Annotated in this window: 18 protein-coding genes; 15 read left to right on the forward strand and 3 right to left on the reverse strand. The window is 75.0% G+C overall.

The window, feature by feature from the left end; all coding sequences use genetic code 11:
* Nucleotides 1-1,411 (forward strand): DUF5719 family protein (locus KK617_RS15560; RefSeq protein WP_277501046.1); only part of this gene is annotated, 1,411 nt, incomplete at its 5' end.
* Nucleotides 1,412-1,455: 44 nt separating this feature from the next.
* Here the strand turns inward: KK617_RS15560 and KK617_RS15565 are convergent.
* Entirely contained in the window at nt 1,456-1,920 is a 465-nt protein-coding gene (locus KK617_RS15565; RefSeq protein ID WP_277501047.1) for a metallopeptidase family protein, read from the reverse strand.
* Nucleotides 1,921-1,988: 68 nt separating this feature from the next.
* Between KK617_RS15565 and KK617_RS15570 the strand changes: the two genes are divergently transcribed.
* The 14 genes from KK617_RS15570 (at nt 1,989) to secA (ending at nt 18,932) form a co-directional block, all read left to right on the forward strand.
* Complete coding sequence (locus KK617_RS15570) at nt 1,989-2,507, forward strand: DUF3499 domain-containing protein (RefSeq protein WP_277501048.1); 519 nt, start codon at nt 1,989-1,991, stop codon at nt 2,505-2,507.
* Between the two features lie 36 nt (nt 2,508-2,543).
* Complete coding sequence (locus KK617_RS15575; RefSeq protein ID WP_277501050.1) at nt 2,544-3,920, forward strand: phosphomannomutase/phosphoglucomutase; 1,377 nt, start codon at nt 2,544-2,546, stop codon at nt 3,918-3,920.
* Nucleotides 3,917-4,132 carry a Trm112 family protein gene (locus KK617_RS15580; RefSeq protein ID WP_277501051.1) on the forward strand — a complete coding sequence of 72 codons (216 nt, stop codon included), beginning with the start codon at nt 3,917-3,919 and terminating at the stop codon, nt 4,130-4,132. Before KK617_RS15575 ends, KK617_RS15580 begins: the two co-directional genes overlap by 4 nt.
* Nucleotides 4,133-4,190: 58 nt before the next feature.
* Nucleotides 4,191-5,216: an SIS domain-containing protein gene (locus KK617_RS15585; protein ID WP_277501052.1), complete on the forward strand. Its 1,026-nt coding sequence runs from the start codon at nt 4,191-4,193 to the stop codon at nt 5,214-5,216.
* Between the two features lie 120 nt (nt 5,217-5,336).
* On the forward strand, nt 5,337-6,374 hold the full coding sequence (locus tag KK617_RS15590; protein ID WP_277501053.1) for a DUF808 domain-containing protein: 1,038 nt from the start codon (nt 5,337-5,339) through the stop codon (nt 6,372-6,374).
* Nucleotides 6,375-6,457: 83 nt separating this feature from the next.
* Complete coding sequence (ahcY, locus tag KK617_RS15595; RefSeq protein WP_277501054.1) at nt 6,458-7,897, forward strand: adenosylhomocysteinase; 1,440 nt, start codon at nt 6,458-6,460, stop codon at nt 7,895-7,897.
* A 127-nt stretch (nt 7,898-8,024) separates the two neighbouring features.
* Nucleotides 8,025-8,732: an MtrAB system response regulator MtrA gene (gene mtrA / locus KK617_RS15600; protein WP_346813303.1), complete on the forward strand. Its 708-nt coding sequence runs from the start codon at nt 8,025-8,027 to the stop codon at nt 8,730-8,732.
* Between the two features lie 34 nt (nt 8,733-8,766).
* Nucleotides 8,767-10,392 (forward strand): MtrAB system histidine kinase MtrB, encoded by a 1,626-nt coding sequence (gene mtrB / locus KK617_RS15605; protein ID WP_277501056.1) that lies wholly within the window; start codon nt 8,767-8,769, stop codon nt 10,390-10,392.
* Nucleotides 10,389-12,209, forward strand: coding sequence for a GerMN domain-containing protein (locus KK617_RS15610; RefSeq protein WP_277501057.1), 1,821 nt, complete (start codon nt 10,389-10,391; stop codon nt 12,207-12,209). Before mtrB ends, KK617_RS15610 begins: the two co-directional genes overlap by 4 nt.
* Before the next feature lie 72 nt (nt 12,210-12,281).
* Nucleotides 12,282-13,097, forward strand: coding sequence for a phosphoribosyltransferase family protein (locus KK617_RS15615; RefSeq protein ID WP_277501058.1), 816 nt, complete (start codon nt 12,282-12,284; stop codon nt 13,095-13,097).
* A gap of 289 nt (nt 13,098-13,386) precedes the next feature.
* The gene (gene raiA / locus KK617_RS15620; RefSeq protein ID WP_277501059.1) at nt 13,387-14,073 is read left to right on the forward strand and encodes a ribosome-associated translation inhibitor RaiA; all 687 of its coding nucleotides are present in this window, start codon (nt 13,387-13,389) and stop codon (nt 14,071-14,073) included.
* Nucleotides 14,074-14,092: 19 nt separating this feature from the next.
* Complete coding sequence (locus KK617_RS15625; RefSeq protein ID WP_277501060.1) at nt 14,093-14,800, forward strand: response regulator transcription factor; 708 nt, start codon at nt 14,093-14,095, stop codon at nt 14,798-14,800.
* Nucleotides 14,797-16,041, forward strand: coding sequence for a crosslink repair DNA glycosylase YcaQ family protein (locus tag KK617_RS15630; RefSeq protein ID WP_277501061.1), 1,245 nt, complete (start codon nt 14,797-14,799; stop codon nt 16,039-16,041). Before KK617_RS15625 ends, KK617_RS15630 begins: the two co-directional genes overlap by 4 nt.
* Before the next feature lie 74 nt (nt 16,042-16,115).
* Nucleotides 16,116-18,932, forward strand: coding sequence for a preprotein translocase subunit SecA (gene secA / locus KK617_RS15635; protein ID WP_277501062.1), 2,817 nt, complete (start codon nt 16,116-16,118; stop codon nt 18,930-18,932).
* 83 nt (nt 18,933-19,015) lie between these two features.
* Here secA and KK617_RS15640 read toward each other — a convergent pair whose 3' ends face one another.
* Together KK617_RS15640 and KK617_RS15645 are read right to left on the reverse strand one after the other, a co-directional pair.
* Complete coding sequence (locus tag KK617_RS15640) at nt 19,016-19,582, reverse strand: Rv3235 family protein (protein ID WP_277501063.1); 567 nt, start codon at nt 19,580-19,582, stop codon at nt 19,016-19,018.
* 11 nt (nt 19,583-19,593) lie between these two features.
* Nucleotides 19,594-19,942 (reverse strand): LysM domain-containing protein (locus KK617_RS15645; protein WP_277501064.1); only part of this gene is annotated, 349 nt, incomplete at its 5' end.

Consider the following 19,942-nt stretch of genomic DNA (forward strand, 5'->3'; position numbering starts at 1 on the left):
CGAGCGGCGCCGCCGGCTCGACCCCGCCGTGCTCGCCGCCGTCGTGCTCCCCGTCGTGGCCCTCGGGCTCGGCGCGGCCGTGCGGGTCGGCGCGCCCACCCCGCCCGCGACGGCTCCCGACACGCAGGTGCGCACCGCGGCCACGGTCGTGTGTCCCTCGGCCGGCGTCGCGGCCGGCACGGGCGGCGACCTCGACGCCCTCGTCCCCGACGCCGGTGCGGTGCGTGCGGCCACCGGCCCCGCCGTGGGCGGGGCGACCGTGGAGCTCGACGGCGACGAGGTACCCGTCGCCGACGGGGCGGTCGCGACCAGGTCCACCGGCGCGGCCACCACCGTGCGCGCGACCGGCGAGGCCGCCCCCGGGCTGGTCGCCGCCCGGTACGACGCCGCGGGCGGGGCCGGCCGTACCTGCCGCGCCCCCGACACCGGCGGGTGGTTCGTCGGCCTCGGGGCCGGCGCCGACCGCGCCTCGGTGCTCGAGCTGACCAACCCGGACGCCGGCACGGCCGTCGCGGCCGTGACGGTGCTCGGGGAGACCGGACCCGTCGACGTGGAGGCCGCCCGCTCCGTCGTCGTCGGCGCGGGGGAGACCCGGCGCCTCGACCTGGGCGCCCTGGCCCCGACCCGCGGCGAGCTGGGCGTGCGGGTCGAGGTCACCCGCGGGCGCCTCGCGCTGGGCGCGCTGCAGACGACGCGGCCGCTCGACGGCACCGCCGGGGGGTCCGCCTGGGCCCCCCTGCTCCCGGCCGCAGCCCCGGCGACGACGCTGCTCGGTCTGCCGGGCGACGCGTCGACCACCCGCACCCTCGTGGTCGCGAACCCCGCCGACGCGCAGGTGCAGGTCGAGGTCGACCTGCTGGGCGCCGACGGCGGCTACCGGCCCGCGGGCCTCGAGCCCGTCGTCGTGGCCCCCCGCTCGGTGGCCTCGCTCGACCTCACCGCCGCCGTCGCCGACGGTCTCGCCGACGGCGCCGGGGGCGCGCTCGGCGTGCGGGTCGTCTCCACCGGGGACGTCGCGGCCACCCTGCGCTCGGGTGCGGGTGCCGACGAGGTCGCGGCCGTCCCCGCCGCCCCCCTCGCGACCGGTACGGCGCTGCTCCCGCCGCAGGCGGGCACCGCCCGCCTCGTGCTGGCGCGCGACGCCGGTGAGGAGACCGGGGCGGCGCCCGCGACGGTCGTGGCGCGTGCGGAGGACGGTGCGGAGCTGCTGCGCGAGGACGTCGCCCTCGCCCGGGGTGCGTCCGCGGCCGTCGACCTCCCGGCTGGGGCGGCGCGGGTCGACGTGGAGTCCGCGGGTGGCACGGTGCGGGGCGCCCTCGTGGTGAGGGCCGGCGCTCGCACCAGCGTCCTCGCGCTCGCACCCGCCGTGCCCGAGGACCTCGTCGCGGTCGTGCGCCGCGCCTGGCCGTGAGCGGCACCCGCCGTCCGGTCGGACGTCGGGGTCGGGCGTCGGGGTCAGGCGTCGGGGTCGTAGCCCGGGTCGACGGTGTCCGGCGTGGTGCCGAGCAGCTCGGCCAGCAGCTCGGCGACGACGCGGCGCACGAGCTCCTCGAGGTCGGTGCGCGACTCGCTGCGCCGCTCCAGCGGGCGGCGGAACAGCACGATGCGGTGGGGCTGGCCGGCCCGGGCGCGCACGAGCGAGCCCAGCGGCACGTCGTCGTCCCAGTCGTCGGGCAGGAGCGGCATCTCCTCCACGGCGTACTCGAGCTCCCCGAGCGCCGCGAGGTGCGCGTGCCAGGGGGCGTCGACGACCGAGACGACCGCGAGCACGACGGCGTCGAAGCGCGCACCGGGCGTCGGGCGGGCGCGGCGGACGCCGGGCACCGTGCCGACCTGGGGGCCGCGCCCGGCGCGACCGTGCCGGTCGCGCCGTCGTACCGGGCGCACCGGTCGCGCCGCCTCGTCCACCGGGTCGTCCACGCGAATCTCCCTCCGACCGTCCGCGAGCCTAGCCGGGTGCGTCGGCGGCCCGGAGTACCGTCTGGCCCGTGAGGTCCGCCCGTCGTTGTTCGCGCACCGCCTGCGGTCGTCCCGCGGCGATGACGCTCACCTACGTCTACTCCGACCAGACCGCGGTCCTCGGGCCGCTGTCGACGACGGCGGAGCCCCACGCCTACGACCTGTGCGAGCAGCACAGCGAGCGGCTCTCGGCGCCGCGCGGCTGGGAGGTCCTCCGCCTGGCGAACGTGCCGGTCGGGGCGGGCCCCTCCGACGACGACCTCCTCGCGCTGGCCGACGCCGTGCGCGAGGCCGCGGTGCGTCCGGCGCCGGCCCCGAGCCGCCCGCCGCACGTCGTGGGCCCGCAGGGCCGCGACGAGCCCTTCGACCAGGAGCGCCGCCCGTCGGCGCCGTCGGTGCAGGGGGCCGCCGACCCGCTGGACCCGCTGGACCCGTTCGACCCCCGCGACCCCCGCAGCGACCACCCCGGTCGACCTCCCCGGCACGGCGGCGTGCCGCGCCGCGGCGGGCACCTGCGGGTGCTCGACACCGACCCCACCCTGCTCTGACCCCGCGTCGGCGCGCGGGACGCTAGGCTCCGGGGCATGGCGCCCAGCGGAACGCTCGACCCGTCCAACCTCACCGCCGTCTTCAAGGCGTACGACGTCCGGGGCACCGTCCCCGACCAGCTCGACGAGGAGTTCGCGCGCCGGGTCGGCGCCGCCTTCGTGCAGGTCACCGGTGCTCCCACGGTCGTCGTCGGTCACGACATGCGGCCCTCCTCCCCGGGCATGGCCGGGGCCTTCGCGCAGGGCGCGGCCGACCAGGGCGCCGACGTCGTGCTCATCGGTCTCGCCTCCACCGACCAGCTCTACTTCGCGTCGGGCCACCTCGGCCACGCCGGCGCGATGTTCACCGCCAGCCACAACCCGGCGCAGTACAACGGCATCAAGATGTGCCGGGCCAACGCGGTGCCGATCGGCACCGACACGGGCCTCGCCCAGATCCGCGACCTGGTCGCCGGCGAGGAGCCGGCGCCGGCCGCACGCACGGGCAGCATCACGGAGCACGACGTGCTCGCTGCGTACGCCGCCCACGTGCTGTCGCTGGCCCCCGTCACCGGCCGCCGGCTCAAGGTGGTCGTGGACGCCGGCAACGGCATGGCCGGGCTCACGGCCCCGGCGGTGTTCGAGCGGCTCGGCGCCGACGCCGTCGACATGGTGCCGATGTACTTCGAGCTCGACGGCACGTTCCCGAACCACGAGGCCAACCCCATCGACGCCGAGACCCTCGTCGACCTGCAGGCCCGCGTCGTGGCCGAGCAGGCCGACATCGGGCTCGCCTTCGACGGTGATGCCGACCGCTGCTTCCTCGTCGACGAGACCGGGCGGGCGGTCTCGCCCTCGACGCTGACGGCGCTCATCGCGGACCGCGAGCTGGCCCGGGTGCCCGGCTCGAACGTCATCCACAACCTCATCACCTCGAAGGCCGTGCCGGAGATCGTGACGGAGAAGGGCGGCACCCCCGTCCGCACCCGCGTGGGCCACTCCTACATCAAGGCCACGATGGCCGAGACCGACGCCGTCTTCGGCGGGGAGCACAGCGGGCACTTCTACTTCCGCGACTTCTGGCGCGCCGACTCCGGCATGCTCGCCGCGCTGCACGCGCTCGCGGCGCTGGCCGGCACCGACGTGACGCTGTCGGAGCTGCTCGCCGAGTACGAGCGCTACCCGATGAGCGGGGAGATCAACTCCACGGTCGCCGACCAGGCGGCGGTGCTGGCCGAGCTGCGCAGCACGTTCGGCGCGCAGCCCGGCGTGACGATCGACGAGCTCGACGGCCTCACCTTCGACGCGGCCGACTGGTGGTTCAACGTGCGGGCCTCCAACACCGAGCCGCTGCTGCGGCTCAACGTGGAGGGCAAGGACGAGGCCACGATGGCCCGGGTCCGCGACGAGGCGCTGGCGGTGATCCGCCGATGAGCGTCGACGCCACCCTGCTGCGCATCGTCGTGTGTCCCGCGTGCCACGGCACGCTCGAGGAGCGCGCGGTCGACACCACCGCGGGCGCGGCGGCCGACCTCGGCAGCCCCTCCGACGAGAGCACGCTGGTCTGCACGGCCTGCGGGCTCGTCTACCCGGTGCGCTCCGGCATCCCCGTGCTCCTCGTCGACGAGGCGCGCCGCCCGGCCTGAGGCGGCGGGGGCACGGACGGCTCGAGACGGCGCGCACGAGGCGGGGACGGTGACGGCGATGTGGTTCGACGAGTCGCGGCTCGACGACGAGCGGGCGCTGGCGGGCGCCGACGCCCGGCTGCGCGCGCTCGCCGAGTCCGGTGCCCGGGTCCGCCGTGAGGCGCAGGCCGCGGCCGAGGCCGTCGACGGCCGGGTCCGGGAGGCGCGTGAGCGACCCCGCCCGCGGGCGGTCGTGGCCGCCGGCGCCGAGGCCCGCCTGCTGCGTGCCGTGCTCGAGGCCGGCTGCCCCGTCCCCCTCGTCGCCTGGTCCGCCCCGGGCCTCCCGGGCTGGACGGGCAGCCTCGACCTCGTCGTGGTGCTCGCGCCCGGCGGTGACGACGTCGCCGCGGCCGGCACCGTCGCCGAGGCGGTACGACGGGGGGCCGACGTGCTCGTCGCCTGCCCGCCCGCCTCGCTCGTCGCCGACCACGCCGCCGGGCGCGACGTGGTGCTGCTGCCGACCACCAGCGGCGACCCCCTGGCCGCTGCCGTCGTGGCCCTCGACTTCCTCGCCGGCGCCGGCCTGGGCCGCAGCACCGACCCCGAGGTGGTGGCGCTGGCGCTCGACGACGTGGCGGTGCGCTGCTCGCCGTACCGGGACATCGCCGGCAACCCGGCGAAGGAGGCGGCGATCGGGCTGGCCGACGCCGCGCCGCTGGTGTGGGGCGGCACACCGCTGGCCGCCCGCGCGGCCCGGCGCGTGGCCGAGGCGCTGCGGTCGGGCTCCGGTCGCGCCGCGCTCGCGGGCGACGCCGAGCAGCTGCTCCCCGTGCTGGAGGCGGCCCGCCCCCGCGACGTGTTCGCCGACCCGTTCGACGGCGACGGCGGCGCGAGCCGACCGGTCCTCCTCGTGCTCGACGACGGGTCCGACGACCCGCGGGTCCGCGAGCAGGGCGGGCACCTGCGCGCGGTGGCGGCCGCCCACGACGTCCGCGTCGTCGAGCTGCGCCACGACGACGGGGGAGAGGTGGCCCGCTACGCCTCGCTGCTGCTGCAGGGCTGGTACGCCGCGGCGTACCTCGGGCTGGGGCTCGTCCCCGCCTGACCCCGGGCGCCGGGCCGCGACGCACGACGGGCGCCCGACGCCCGTCGCGCCGGCACGGCCTCGCACTAGGCTGCTCGACGTGACGACCTCGACGACCCTCCTCCGTCCGGCGGCCCACCGGTGAGCGGCGGCCTGTTCGCCCTGCTCGACGACGTCGCGGCGCTCGCGCGCCTCGCGGCGGCCTCGATCGACGACGTCGGTGCCGCGGCCGGCCGCGCCAGCGTGAAGGCCGCGGGCGTGGTCGTCGACGACACCGCCGTCACGCCCCAGTACGTGCAGGGCGTCGCCGCCGAGCGCGAGCTGCCCATCGTGCGCCGCATCGCGGTGGGGTCGCTGCGCAACAAGCTGCTCATCATCCTGCCGGCGGCCCTGCTGCTCAGCCAGTTCCTGCCCTGGTTGCTGACGCCGATCCTCATGGCCGGCGGCGCCTTCCTCTGCTACGAGGGCGCCGAGAAGATCTGGGAGAAGGTCGGCGGGCACCACGGGGGCCACGGCCCGGAGGTGGTCGAGGCCGGCCCCGACACCGAGAACAAGCTGGTCGCCGGCGCCATCCGCACCGACCTCATCCTCTCGGCCGAGATCATGGTCATCTCGCTCAACGAGGTGAGCGACGAGCCGTTCCTCTCGCGCGCCGCCATCCTCGTCGTCGTCGCCCTGGGCATCACCGCGCTCGTGTACGGCGTCGTGGCGCTCATCGTGAAGACCGACGACGTCGGCCTGCGCCTCGCCCAGCGCCCGTCGCGCGCCGCGCAGCGCGTCGGCAACGGGATGGTCAAGGCCATGCCGAAGGTGCTGACCGCCATCTCCGTCGTCGGTACGGCGGCCATGCTGTGGGTGGGCGGCCACATCCTGCTCGTCGGGGTCGACGACCTCGGCTGGCACGCGCCGTACGACCTCGTGCACCACCTCGAGGAGGACGTGCACCACGCCCTCGGCGCCCTCGGTGCCGTCGGGGGGTGGCTGACCAACACGGCGGCCTCCGCGGTCGTCGGCCTCGTGGTCGGGGCGATCGTCGTCGCGGTGCTGCACCTGGTGCCCCGCCGCGGCAAGCACGGCGGCGGGCACGGGGAGCACGGCGGCGGGCACGGGGAGCACGGCGGCGGGCACGGCGGCGACACGGCCCCCGCGGATTCGGGATCGGCGCCCGACGCGTCCTAGGCTCGACCGCGTCCGCGTGGGAGAACCCACAGAGCGCAGATGCGCGACGCAGACCTGGCTCCACCCGTTCGAGGAGACATCCGATGGACTACAAGGTCGCCGACCTCTCCCTGGCCGACTTCGGCCGCACCGAGATCACCCTCGCCGAGCACGAGATGCCCGGTCTGATGGCCATGCGCGAGCGCTACGGCGACGCGAAGCCGCTCGCCGGTGCCAAGATCGCCGGCTCCCTGCACATGACGGTGCAGACCGCCGTCCTCATCGAGACGCTGACGGCGCTGGGCGCCGACGTCCGCTGGGCCTCCTGCAACATCTTCTCGACCCAGGACCACGCCGCGGCCGCGATCGTCGTGGGCCGCGAGGGCACCGTCGAGGAGCCCGCCGGCGTCCCCGTGTTCGCCTGGAAGGGCGAGACGCTGGAGGAGTACTGGTGGTGCACCCAGCAGATCCTGCTGTGGCCCAACGGCGAGAAGGCCAACATGATCCTGGACGACGGTGGTGACGCCACCCTCCTCGTCCACCTCGGCGTCGAGGCCGAGAAGAAGGGCGAGGCGCCCGACCCGGCCTCCGCCACGAGCGCCGAGCAGCGGATCATCTTCGAGGTGCTGCAGGCCTCCCTCGCCGAGAGCGAGGACCGCTGGACCCAGGTGGCCGCCGAGATCAAGGGCGTCACCGAGGAGACCACCACGGGCGTCCTGCGCCTCTACGACATGATGCGCGAGGGCTCGCTGCTCTTCCCGGCCATCAACGTGAACGACTCGGTCACCAAGTCGAAGTTCGACAACAAGTACGGCTGCCGCCACTCGCTCATCGACGGCATCAACCGCGCCACCGACGTCCTCATCGGCGGCAAGGTGGCCGTGGTCTGCGGGTACGGCGACGTCGGCAAGGGCTGCGCGGAGTCGCTGCGCGGCCAGGGCGCCCGCGTCATCGTCACCGAGATCGACCCCATCTGCGCGCTGCAGGCCGCGATGGACGGCTACCAGGTCGCCGCGCTCGACTCCGTCATCGACGTCGCCGACATCATCATCACGGCGACCGGCAACAAGGACGTCGTCACCGTCGAGCAGATGGCGCGCATGAAGCACCAGGCGATCCTGGGCAACATCGGCCACTTCGACAACGAGATCGACATGGCCGGCCTGGAGTCCCTCGAGGGCGTCAAGCGCAAGAACGTGAAGCCGCAGGTCGACGTCTGGACCTTCCCGGAGGGCCAGGGCGGCCGCTCGATCATCGTGCTGTCCGAGGGTCGCCTCATGAACCTCGGCAACGCGACGGGCCACCCGTCGTTCGTCATGTCGAACTCCTTCACCAACCAGGTGCTGGCGCAGATCGAGATCTTCACCAAGCCGGAGGAGTACCCGGTCGGCGTCTACGTGCTGCCGAAGCACCTCGACGAGGAGGTCGCGCGCCTGCACCTCGCGGCGCTCGGCGTCGAGCTGACCACGCTCACCGACGCGCAGGCGGCGTACCTCGGCGTCGACGCCGCGGGCCCGTACAAGTCGGACCAGTACCGCTACTGAGCCACCGGGCCCCTCGGGGCCCTCGGCTCGCACGCGCACGGCACCGTCGTCCCGGACCACCCGGGTACGGCGGTGCCGTCGCCGTTCCGGCGCCGTCATACTGGTGGTCGTGACCAACGAACGAGGCGTGGCCGCGGGCGCGCCGGCCGAGGCGGACAGCCGTGGCCGCGTGCTCGTCGTCGACGACGACGCCTCCCTGGCCGAGATGCTGACGATCGTGCTGCGCCAGGAGGGCTTCGAGTCCGCGGTGTGCCTGCGTGGCGACGAGGCGCTCGACGCGTTCCGGGAGTTCCGCCCGGACGTGTTGCTGCTGGACCTGATGCTGCCCGGCAAGGACGGCATCGACGTCTGCAAGGAGGTGCGCGCCGAGTCGGGCGTGCCGATCGTGATGCTGACCGCGAAGGGCGACACCGTCGACGTGGTGGTCGGTCTCGAGTCGGGCGCCGACGACTACGTCGTCAAGCCGTTCAAGCCGAAGGAGCTGGTGGCGCGCATCCGCGCCCGCGTGCGCCGCGCCGAGGCCCCCACCCAGGAGACGCTCGGCATCGGCGACCTCTCGATCGACGTCGCCGGCCACCAGGTGACCCGCGGCGGGGTGCCGATCAACCTGACGCCGCTCGAGTTCGACCTGCTCGTCTGCCTGGCCCGCCGGCCGTGGCAGGCGTTCAGCCGCGAGGTCCTGCTGGAGGAGGTGTGGGGCTACCGCCACGCGGCCGACACCCGCCTCGTCAACGTGCACGTGCAGCGGCTGCGCTCGAAGGTGGAGCACGACCCCGAGCGCCCCGAGATCGTCCTGACGGTGCGGGGCGTCGGCTACAAGGCCGGTCCGTCCTGACCCGCTCCCACCCCGGCCGGGCCCGGAGCGCGTGGTGCTGAGGCCGGGACGGCGCCGACCCCGGGGGCGCGACGTCACCGCCGCGCTGGCCCGCGCGCTGACGGTGTGGCGACGCTCCGTGGCCGCGCGCGTGGTGGTCAGCACCGTGCTGCTCTCGGGTCTCGTCGTCGGCGGCGTGAGCTGGCTGCTCGTCGCCCAGATCCGCGAGGGGCTGCTCGACAGCCGCGTGCAGGCCGCCACCGCCGAGGCCGAGGACGAGACGACGCAGGCGGGCGAGCGCCTCCTCACGTCGTCGGGCTCGGACTTCGACGTCGCCGCCCAGCTCGACCAGGTGGCGGCGCCGCTCAACCAGCGCGGCGCGGTGCGGGGCTACGAGGTGCTCCTCGTGCGCTCCGACGTGGCCCTCGGCCAGCCGCTCGACGAGGTCGGGTCGGTCTCCTCGCCCGGGGTCGACGCCGCCAGCATCCCGACCTCGCTGCGCGAGCACTTCCTCTCCGACGGCCAGCTCGCGTGGACGTGGACGCGGATGCCGGTGCCCGACGACGACGGGGGCTCCACGTCGGCGCCGGCGATCGTGGTCGGCACCCAGGTGCGGATCCCGGCCGACGACGGCCCCTACACCCTCTACTTCCTCTTCCCGCTCACCCAGGAGGAGGAGACGCTGGCCCTCGTCGCCCGGTCGACGGTGGTGGCCGCAGCGCTGCTCGTCGTGCTCATCGGCGGCGTCTCGTGGGTCGTGGCCCGCCAGGTGGTGACGCCCATCCGCATGGCCCGGCGCGTCGCGGAGCGGCTGGCGTCGGGTCGCCTCCAGGAGCGCCTGCGGGTCACGGGCGAGGACGACCTGGGTCGCCTCGCGTCGTCGTTCAACCAGATGGCCTCCAACCTGCAGCGCCAGATCCAGCAGCTGGAGGAGCTCAGCCGCGTGCAGCGCCGCTTCGTGGCGGACGTCTCCCACGAGCTGCGCACACCGCTCACCACGGTGCGGATGGCGGGCGACGTCCTCCACGACGCCCGGGGCGACTTCGACGCGCCGACGGCGCGGGCGGCCGAGCTGCTGCAGGTCGAGCTCGACCGGTTCGAGCGCCTCCTGGGCGAGCTGCTCGAGATCAGCCGGTACGACGCGGGAGCCGTCGCCCTGGAGGTGGAGGACGTCGACCTGCGCCAGGTGGCCCGCCGCGTCGTCGACCAGACCGCGAGCCTCGCGCTCAGCTCCGGCGTGCACGTCCGCGTGGTGGAGCCGGCCCGCCGGTGCCGGGCGGAGGTGGACCCGCGCCGCATCGAGCGCGTCGTGCGCAACCTGGTCACCAACGCCATCGACCACGCGGAGTCCCGCGACGTCGTCGTCTCGGTCGACGCCGACGACCACAGCGTCGCCATCGCGGTGCGCGACCACGGCGTCGGCCTCGCGCCGGGCGAGTCGGCCATGGTGTTCAACCGGTTCTGGCGCGCCGACCCCGCGCGCGCCCGCACGACGGGCGGTACCGGCCTCGGCCTGTCCATCGCGCTCGAGGACGCCCACCTGCACGGGGGGTGGCTGCAGGCGTGGGGCACACCGGGCGGTGGCTCCCAGTTCCGTCTCACGGTGCCCCGCCGAGCGGGGGACCAGCTGCGCCACAGCCCCATCCCGCTGCTGCCCGCCGACGCGGAGCCGGCCCGGTGAGGCGGGTGGCGGCGTGCGCCGCACGGGTGCCGGCCGTGCTGCCCGCCGTGCTGCTGGTCCTGGCGCTGGCCGCCGGGTGCGTCCGTCTGCCCGACTCGGGCGAGGTGACCGTGCCGACGGAGCGGCCGGGGCAGGAGGCGACGGCGGGCCTCGACTACGTGCCCCCGGGGCCCACGCCGGGCGAGTCGCCCGACGAGATCGTCGCCCACTTCCTGGGCGCCATGCGCGCGACCTCGCGCCAGACCAGCGTGGCCCGGTCCTTCCTCACCGCCGAGGCCGCCGGCTCCTGGACGCCGGAGGACCGCACGATCGTCTACGAGGACCTCGGGCGGCCGACGGGCGGCTCCCGGGTCACGACGCGTCTCGAGGGCGCCGCCGAGCTCGACGCCCGGGGCCAGTGGGTGGACGACCCGGCGTCGGCGTCGCGGTCGCTGACGTTCGAGCTCGCGCCCGAGGACGGGGAGTGGCGGATCGCGGCGCTGCCGGACGCCCTCGTGGTGCCGCGGTCGTGGTTCGAGGCGCGCTACCAGGCCGTCGACCTCTACTTCCTCGACCCCTCGGGCCGGATCCTCGTGCCGACGCCGGTGTTCCTGCCCGGCGGCTCGCAGCTGCCGGCGCGCACCGTGGCCGCGCTGCTCCAGGGCCCCCCGTCCGGCAGCGAGGGCGTGGTGACCACGGCGCTGGGGTCGGCGGCGCACCCGGGGCTGTCGGTCGAGGTCTCGCCCACCGGGGTCGCCGACGTGCGCCTGCCCGCGGACGGGGACGGCGAGGAGGGCGACGCGACGGCCGCCCTCGCCGAGGGCCTCAGCGAGCCCATGGTCGCCCAGCTGGCGTGGACGCTGCGGCAGCTGCCGTCGGTGGCCCGCGTCCGCGTCAGCGTCGACGGCGTCCCGCTGCGGGTGACCGACGGGGAGGACTCCTTCGCGATCGGCGCCGGCGAGCGGTTCGGCCCCGGCGCGGTGGGCGCCGACCCCGACCTCTTCGGCCTGACGCCCGAGGGCGCGGTCGTCCGCGTGCGCGAGCGGCGGGTGCAGGCCGTCCCGGGCACGGAGGCGCTGCAGGCCGCGGGCGTGCGCACCCTGTCGGTGAACCTGTACGGCGACCGCGTGGCCGGGCAGGTCGGCGACCGGGTGCTGCTCACCGCGCTCGACGAGCCGGACACCGCCCCCGTCGAGGTCCCCGCGGCGGGCGAGGCGGTGCTCGCGTGGGACTTCGCCGACCGCACCTGGGTGCTCGACGGCGGAGACCGGGCCCGGGTGCGCGTCGTCAACCAGGGCAGCGTCGAGGCGGTGGCCGTCCCCGGCGTCACCGGCGAGCGCGCCACGCGGCTGCTCGTCTCGCGCGACGGCTCCCGCCTCGTGGCCGTCGTCGGGGAGCCGGGGGAGCAGCGCGTCGTCGTCTCCCGTGTGCGGTACGACGAGCGCGGCGGCGTGGTGGGCGTCGTCCCGGGCACCACCGTGCTCGACCTGCGGGAGGGGAGCGCGACGGCCCCGGGCACGACCGACGCCGGCACCGCCGCCCCGGTCACCACCGGCGTCGTGCGCGACGTCGGCTGGCGCTCGCCGACGGGTCTCGTCGTGCTGACGGGGCTCGGCGACGACCTCGTCGAGCTGCGCCAGCTGCCCGTGGACGGGGCGCCGGTGGACTCCGGCACCACGACGCTCCTGGTGACCACCGCCCAGCGCCTCGTCGCCTCCAGCGCCCCGGGCAGCGACCTGCTGCTCGTCGGCCCCGGTGGCGTCGAGGCGTACGACGGGGAGCGCATCACCGGCGTCGACGCCGTCCCGGACGTCGCCGCCCTGACCTACGTCGGCTGACCGGTCCCGGTCCTCCACAGGCGGCCGCGGCGGCGGTGGCCCGGGCGCCCGGGCGGTGGTGGGATCGGGGTCGTGGACCGTCCTCCAGCCCCGCCGGCGCCGCCGGGCCCGCCGTGCGCCACCGAGGCGCGCCCGGGGTGGTTCGGCGACGCGGTCGTCGACCTGGTCGCCGGCAGCACGTGCCTGGGTTGCGGGCGTCCGGGGCGGCTGGTCTGCCGGGCCTGCCGGGCGACCCTCGCCGTGCCGCCCGCCCCGGCCGTCGTGCGGCCGTGGCCCCGCGGCCTCGGCCCGGTCTGGTCGGCGGCGCCGCACGTCGACCTGCCGCGCGCGCTCGTCGTGGGTCACAAGGAGCGTGCCCAGCTGGGTCTGCGGCGGCCGCTGGCGGACCTCCTCGCCGGGGCGGTCGCCGCCGGCGCGACGGCAGCGCTCGACCCGGGAGCGATCCCGGGTACGGCGCCCGCGCCACCGGCCGGGCGGCTCCTGCTGTGCCCGGTGCCGTCCCGGCCCGGCACCGCGCGGCGGCGGGGCCACGACCCGCTCCGGGCGCTCGTGCGCGGCGCTGCGGCCCGTCTGCGGGGCGGCGGGTGGGACGTCCGGACCGTCGACCTGCTCGTCGCGGGCCGGGCGCGCGACCAGGGCGAGCTCGGTGCGCTCGAGCGCCAGCGCAACCTGCGGGGCACCATGCACTGCCCCAGCCCGCGCCTCGCCCGCTCCCAGCGCGCCTGCCCCCGGGCGTGGGTGGTGGTGTGCGACGACGTCGTCACGACGGGCTCGACGCTCGTCGAGGCGACGCGCGCGCTGGCCGCGGTCGGCGTACCCGTGCTGGTCGCGGCGACGGTGACGTCCACCCCACGGCGGGGTGGCGCCGCGGTGACCGGCCGGGGGTGATCGGGCGGCGCGTTCCCTTCCGTGGGGTGGGGGCGCCGACTAACGTCTCCCCATGGAGTCCGTCCGGGTCCGACCTCGCGTCGCCCCGGCACGCCGCGCCTGCCCGCAGGCGCGACCCCGGCCCGCCGGCGAGCCGCTGACGGCCGCCGACCCGCCGACGGCCCCCGCACCTGGTGCGGGCGCGCGGACCCCGTCCACCGACCGGGAGCGCGGCGCCGACGGTGGCCCGCGCGTGCGTCCGCGAGGCGGTCGCCCCGGAGACTGACACACCACCACCAGGAGGTTCCGCATGGACATCGTGGTCACCGGCCGGCACTGCGAGGTGACGGACGGATTCCGTTCGCACGTCGAGGAGAAGCTGTCCCGCCTCGAGAAGCACGACCACCGCATCATCCGGATGCAGGTCGAGGTCTCGACGGAGAAGAACCCGCGCCAGGCGGAGAGGTGCGAGCGCGTCCAGCTCACGGCGTTCTCCAAGGGTCCGGTGGTGCGGGCGGAGGCCGCGGCCGACCACAAGATGGCGGCGCTCGACCTGGCGCTCGACAAGATGGCGTCGCAGATGCGCAAGGCGGCCGACCGCCGCCGCATCCACCGCGGGCGCCACCAGCCGGTGTCGGTCGCCCAGGCGCTGGCCGCCACGGCGGTGGAGCCGCTCGTGCCCGAGCCGGTGGAGGAGCCGGTCGCCGCCGGTGGTGCGGAGCGCCACCAGGTGGGTCCCCTGACCGTCGAGGGCGACGGGCCGCTCGTCGTGCGCGAGAAGGTGCACCCCGCGGAGCCGATGACGCTCGACCAGGCGCTCTACGAGATGGAGCTGGTCGGCCACGACTTCTACCTGTTCGTCGACAAGGCGAACGACCGGCCGTCGGTGGTGTACCGGCGGCGCGGCTACGACTACGGCGTGATCGCCCTCGACGTGGGCCACGGCCTCGACGAGGTGGACCCGAGCGTCGTCGCGGCGGGGCACGCCGGGGGCTGAACCCGCCGCCCGTGCGAGGATGCCGCGCGTGACCACCTCCGCCCGGGCCCCGGGGCCTGATCCCGAGGCCGCGCCCGTGCGTGTGCTGGTGGTCGACGACCACGAGCTGTTCCGCCGGGGCCTGACGATGCTCCTCGGCGTCGACGGCGGCATCACGGTGGTCGGCGAGGCTGGCGACGGCGAGGAGGGCCTGCGTCTGGCGACGAGCACGACGCCGGACGTGGTCCTCCTCGACGTCCGCATGCCGAAGGGCTCGGGCATCGCGGCCTGCAAGGCCATCAAGGACGCGGTCCCGGCCGCCAAGATCATCATGCTGACGGTCTCCGACGAGGAGGCCGACCTCTACGAGGCGGTGAAGAGCGGCGCCTCGGGCTACCTGCTGAAGGACTCCTCGATCGACGAGGTCGCCCAGGCGGTGCGGGTGGTCGCCGACGGCCAGTCGCTCATCAGTCCCTCGATGGCCGTGAAGCTGCTCGACGAGTTCAAGCACATGTCGCAGGGCGAGCGCACCCCCTCGGCCAACCTCAAGCTGACCGAGCGCGAGCTGCAGGTGCTGCGGCTCGTGGCGACGGGCATCAACAACCGCGAGGTCGCGAAGCGCTTGGAGATCTCCGAGAACACGGTCAAGAACCACGTGCGCAACATCCTGGAGAAGCTCCAGCTGCACTCGCGGATGGAGGCCGTGATGTACGCGGTGCGCGAGAAGCTGCTCGACCCACCCCCGTGAGCGTCCGTCCCGAGCAGCTGTCGGCCGCCCAGGCCCGCCGCGTCGCCCTCGCCGCGCAGGGCTTCACCGACCGCCGGCACGCCACGCCGACCCTGCGCACGTTCGACCGCGTGCTGCGCCGTACCGGGCTGCTGCAGATCGACTCCGTCAACGTGCTCCAGCGCGCGCACTACATGCCGCTGTACGCCCGGATGGGCGCCTACGACGTCCGGATGCTCGACCGCGCGGCCTCCCGCGCGCCCCGCCGGGTGGTGGAGTACTGGGCGCACGAGGCGGCGTACGTGCCCGTCGAGCTGTGGCCCCTCATGGAGCTGCGTCGGGCCGCGTGGCGGGAGCGGTACGCGCGCGAGGGCATCGGGGTCGAGCGCCCCGACCTGGTACGACGCGTGCTCGCCGAGGTCGCGGACCGCGGCGCCGTGACGTCGCGCGAGATCGACGAGGGCGCCCCGCGCCGCAAGGACCACTGGGGCTGGAACTGGTCGGACACCAAGCGGGCGCTGGAGATGCTGATGCGCACGGGCGAGCTCGCGGTGGCGGGTCGGACCGTGTCGTTCGAGCGGCGCTACGACCTGCCCGAACGCGTGCTGCCGGCCGCCGTCCTGGCCGCGCCGGTGCCGGACGAGGCGGACGCCGTGCGCGAGCTCGTGCGCCGCGCGGCGCGCAGCCACGGGGTGGGGAGCACCGCCTGCCTGGCCGACTACTTCCGCCTGCGGATCGCGCCGACCGCGCGGGCGGTCGCCGAGCTGGTCGAGGCGGGGGAGCTCCAGCCCGTGCGGGTGCGCGGGTGGGAGGCGCCGACGTACCTCCACCACGAGGCCGCGCTGCCGCGCCGGGTCGCCGCGCGCACCCTGCTGAGCCCCTTCGACCCCGTCGTGTGGTTCCGGCCCCGGGCCGAGGCACTGTTCGACTTCCACTACCGCATCGAGATCTACGTCCCGGCCGACCAACGGGTGCACGGCTACTACGTGCTGCCCTTCCTGCTCGGTGACCGCGTCGTGGGCCGCGTCGACCTCAAGGCCGACCGCGGCGCGGACGGCGGTGCCGGGCGCCTGCTCGTGCACGCCGCGTTCGCCGAGCCGGGCGCGCCGGCCGACACGGCCGAGCAGCTGGCCGCGACCCTCGACGACCTGGCGGCCTGGCTGGGCCTGGCCCGGGTCCTGGTGGGGGACCGCGGCGACCTCGCCCCCGCCCTCGCCGCGGTCGTCGGTGCGGCTGCGGGGCGGGGTGAGCGGCGCGGGTAGCATGGCGGGCGCGTCCGTCGCGCCCCGCGACGCCTGCGAGCGACCTACCGCAACCTGACCAGGAGTTCCATCCCGTGGCGATCATCGACAAGCTGCTGCGAGCCGGCGAGGGCAAGATCATCCGACAGCTCGAAGCCGTCGCCTCCGCCGTCAACTCCATCGAGGACGACTACGTCGCGATGAGCGACGAGGAGCTGCAGGGCCAGACGGCCGACTTCAAGAAGCGGCTGGAGAACGGCGAGACCCTCGACGACCTCATGCCCGAGGCGTTCGCGACGGTCCGCGAGGCCGCCAAGCGCGTCATCGGCCAGCGCCACTACGACGTCCAGCTCATGGGCGGCGCCGCGCTCCACCTCGGCAACATCGCCGAGATGAAGACCGGTGAGGGCAAGACGCTCGTCGCCACCCTCCCGACGTACCTCAACGCCCTGTCGGGCAAGGGCGTCCATGTCGTGACGGTCAACGACTACCTCGCGAAGTACCACGCGGAGTGGATGGGTCGCGTCCACCACTTCCTCGGCCTGACGACCGGCGTGATCCTGCCGTCGATGCGTCCCGAGGCGCGCCGCGAGGCCTACGACTGCGACATCACGTACGCGACGAACAACGAGCTGGGCTTCGACTACCTGCGCGACAACATGGCGACCTCGGTGGCCGACTGCGTGCAGCGCGGCCACAACTTCGCCATCGTCGACGAGGTCGACTCGATCCTCATCGACGAGGCCCGCACGCCGCTCATCATCTCGGGCCCCACGCAGGACGAGGTGAAGTGGTACGGCGAGTTCGCGCGCATCGTCAAGAAGCTGCACCGCGACGTCGACTACGAGGTCGACGAGAAGAAGCGCACCATCTCCGTCCTGGAGCCGGGCATCACCAAGGTCGAGGACCACCTCGGCATCGAGAACCTCTACGAGGCGGCGAACACGCCCCTCATCTCGTTCCTCAACAACTCGATCAAGGCCAAGGAGCTGTTCCACCGCGACAAGGAGTACGTCGTCGCGAACGACGAGGTGCTCATCGTCGACGAGCACACGGGCCGCATGCTGTCGGGCCGCCGCTACAACGACGGCCTGCACCAGTCGATCGAGGCGAAGGAGGGCGTGAAGGTCCGCGAGGAGTACCAGACGCTCGCCACCATCACGCTGCAGAACTACTTCCGCCAGTACGAGAAGCTCTCGGGCATGACGGGCACGGCCCTCACCGAGGCCGCCGAGTTCGACAAGATCTACGAGCTCGGCGTGGTGCCCATCCGCACCAACAAGCCGCCGAAGCGCATCGACCAGCCCGACCTCGTCTACCGCACGGAGAAGGCGAAGTACGAGGCCGTCGTCGCCGACATCGAGGAGCGCCACCTCAAGGGCCAGCCGATCCTCGTCGGCACCGTCTCGGTCGAGAAGTCCGAGCTCTTGTCGTCGATGCTGAAGAAGCGCGGCATCCCGCACTCGGTCCTCAACGCGAAGTTCCACTCCGACGAGGCCAAGATCGTCGCCCAGGCGGGCCACAAGGGCGCCGTCACGGTCGCGACGAACATGGCCGGCCGCGGCACCGACATCATGCTCGGCGGCTCGGTCGAGTTCCTGGCCGACGCGGAGCTGCGCAAGAAGGGTCTCGACCCGGTCGAGGACAACGAGGCCTACGAGGCCGCGTGGCCCGAGACGCTCGAGCGCATCAAGAAGCAGGTCGCCGACGAGCACGACGAGGTCCGCGAGCTCGGCGGCCTCTACGTCATCGGCACCGAGCGCCACGAGTCGCGCCGCATCGACAACCAGCTGCGGGGTCGTTCCGGCCGTCAGGGCGACCCGGGCGAGTCGCGCTTCTACCTCTCCCTCGAGGACGAGCTCATGCGCCTGTTCAAGGCGGAGTGGGTCGACCGGGTGATGACCGTGATGCGCGTGCCCGACGACGTCCCGATCGAGGCCAAGCGCGTCACCAAGACGATCGCGAACGCCCAGGGCCAGGTCGAGGCGCAGAACTTCGAGTCCCGCAAGAACGTCCTGAAGTACGACGACGTGATGAGCCGCCAGCGCGAGGTCATCTACCGCGAGCGCCGCCAGGTGCTCGAGGGCGAGGACCTCTCCGAGCAGGTGCGCGGCTTCATCGAGGACACCGTCACCAGCTACGTCATGTCGGCCACGCAGGAGTACCCGGAGGACTGGGACCTCGAGGCGCTGTGGACCGCGCTGCGCCAGCTCTACCCCGTCTCGCTCGACGCGGACGAGCTCGTCGAGAAGGCCGGCGGTCGCGCGGGCATGAGCCGCGAGGACCTGGCGGCCGACCTGGCCAAGGACGCCCTGGCGGCGTACGACGCCCGCGAGGCCGAGGTGGGCGGCGAGGTCGTGCGCGAGCTCGAGCGGCGCGTCGTGCTGACCGTGCTCGACCGCAAGTGGCGCGAGCACCTCTACGAGATGGACTACCTGCGCGACGGCATCTACCTGCGCTCGTACTCGCAGCGCGACCCGCTGGTGGAGTACCAGCGCGAGGGCTACGACATGTTCGGCGCGATGATGGACGGCATCAAGGAGGAGGCCGTCGGCTACCTCTTCAACCTCGACGTCCAGGTCGAGGAGGCCCCGGCCGAGGCGCCCGCCGAGGCCGAGGCGGAGGTCGTCACCGACCCGGCCCTCGCCGGTGCGGTGGAGCTGACCAAGCGCCAGCCCATCATCCGGGCCAAGGGTCTCGAGCCGTCGCGCAAGCCGCAGGGCCTGACCTACACGGCCCCGTCGGAGGACGGCGAGGCCGTCATCCAGCGGGAGGCCGTGACGAAGGCGGACGACCCGTACGCCGACGCCGGTCGCAACGACCTGTGCCCCTGCGGCTCGGGCAAGAAGTACAAGCGCTGCCACGGCGCGCAGGGCGGCCCCACGGGGCTCACCGCCCGCGTCAACGGCTGACGCACCAGCACGCACACCGACGACGAGCGCCGGGTCCCCACGGGGGGCCCGGCGCTCGTCGCGTCCTGCGGCGCAACGGGTGGTCAGGCGAACTCGAGCGCCGTGCAGGTCCACCGCTCGTCGGCACGCTCGAAGCGGGCCGCGACGGCGCGGGAGCGACCGCCGTACCGCACGTGGGCGCACACCTCGGCGGTGCCGGGCCCGACGAACCCCACGTGGACGCTCAGCACGTGCGGGCGCACCGTGGAGCGGCTGCGGCCCGCGCCGTGGTGGACGCTGGCCCGCGCGACGAGCTGGCCGCGGCGCTCGAGGTCGAGGTAGACCGCCCGCGCGGTCCAGCGCAGCAGCTGGGTCGCCGGGCGGTCTCCGCCCGCGATCTCGACGGCGGCCTGCACGTAGCGGTGCGCCCAGCGCTCCAGGTCGCGGCGCGTGCGCAGGTCGGCGTCGCCGGGCATTCCCGCGCCGGGACGGGCGGCCGCGGGCGCCACGCCCGCCTCCCGGGGGCGTCGTCGCGGGGCGGCGGGCGGGTCCATCTCGGGCACCAGGTCGAGCGCCAGGGTGCCCTGCAGGCTGGCCCGCAGGGGTACGACGGGGCGCGGGCCCGGCAGGGCGGTCACGGTGCCGCGGCGACGTCGGGTCGGGTCGGTCATGGCGGTCCTCCTCAGGGCGCGCGGTGCGGGGTCGGGGCGGTGGGCAGCGCAGCGCTCAGGTCGAGCCGCTGGCCGGGCAGGATCAGGTCGGGGTCGTTCCCCACGACGCCGCGGTGGGCGGCGTGCAGGCGCACGACGGCGGCGGCGACGTCGGCGTCGCTGCTGCCGGGGGGCAGGTGTGCTGCGGCCAGGTCCCACAGTGTGTCGCCGGGGACGACCGTGTGGGCGCCGGTGGCCCGGGCCGGCCCCGGAGAGGTGGCGGGCGGCGGCACTGCCGGGGCAGCCGGGCCAGCCGGGCCAGCTGGGTCGGCCGGGGCAGCCGGGCCGGCTGGGTCGGTCGGGGCGCCGAGGGCGCCGGCG

This window comes from Nocardioides sp. ChNu-99 (genome assembly GCF_029493445.1).
In the GTDB taxonomy this organism is placed as follows: Bacteria; Actinomycetota; Actinomycetes; order Propionibacteriales; family Nocardioidaceae; genus Nocardioides.

What these genes read in the sequence shown, in the direction of transcription:
- KK617_RS15575 (WP_277501050.1), top strand. Translation starts at nt 2,544, where the DNA reads ATGGCGCCCAGCGGAACGCTCGACCCGTCCAACCTCACCGCCGTCTTC.
- KK617_RS15580 (WP_277501051.1), top strand. Translation starts at nt 3,917, where the DNA reads ATGAGCGTCGACGCCACCCTGCTGCGCATCGTCGTGTGTCCCGCGTGC.
- KK617_RS15585 (WP_277501052.1), top strand. Translation starts at nt 4,191, where the DNA reads ATGTGGTTCGACGAGTCGCGGCTCGACGACGAGCGGGCGCTGGCGGGC.
- ahcY (WP_277501054.1), top strand. Translation starts at nt 6,458, where the DNA reads ATGGACTACAAGGTCGCCGACCTCTCCCTGGCCGACTTCGGCCGCACC.
- raiA (WP_277501059.1), top strand. Translation starts at nt 13,387, where the DNA reads ATGGACATCGTGGTCACCGGCCGGCACTGCGAGGTGACGGACGGATTC.
- KK617_RS15625 (WP_277501060.1), top strand. Translation starts at nt 14,093, where the DNA reads ATGCCGCGCGTGACCACCTCCGCCCGGGCCCCGGGGCCTGATCCCGAG.
- KK617_RS15640 (WP_277501063.1), bottom strand. Translation starts at nt 19,582, where the DNA reads ATGACCGACCCGACCCGACGTCGCCGCGGCACCGTGACCGCCCTGCCG.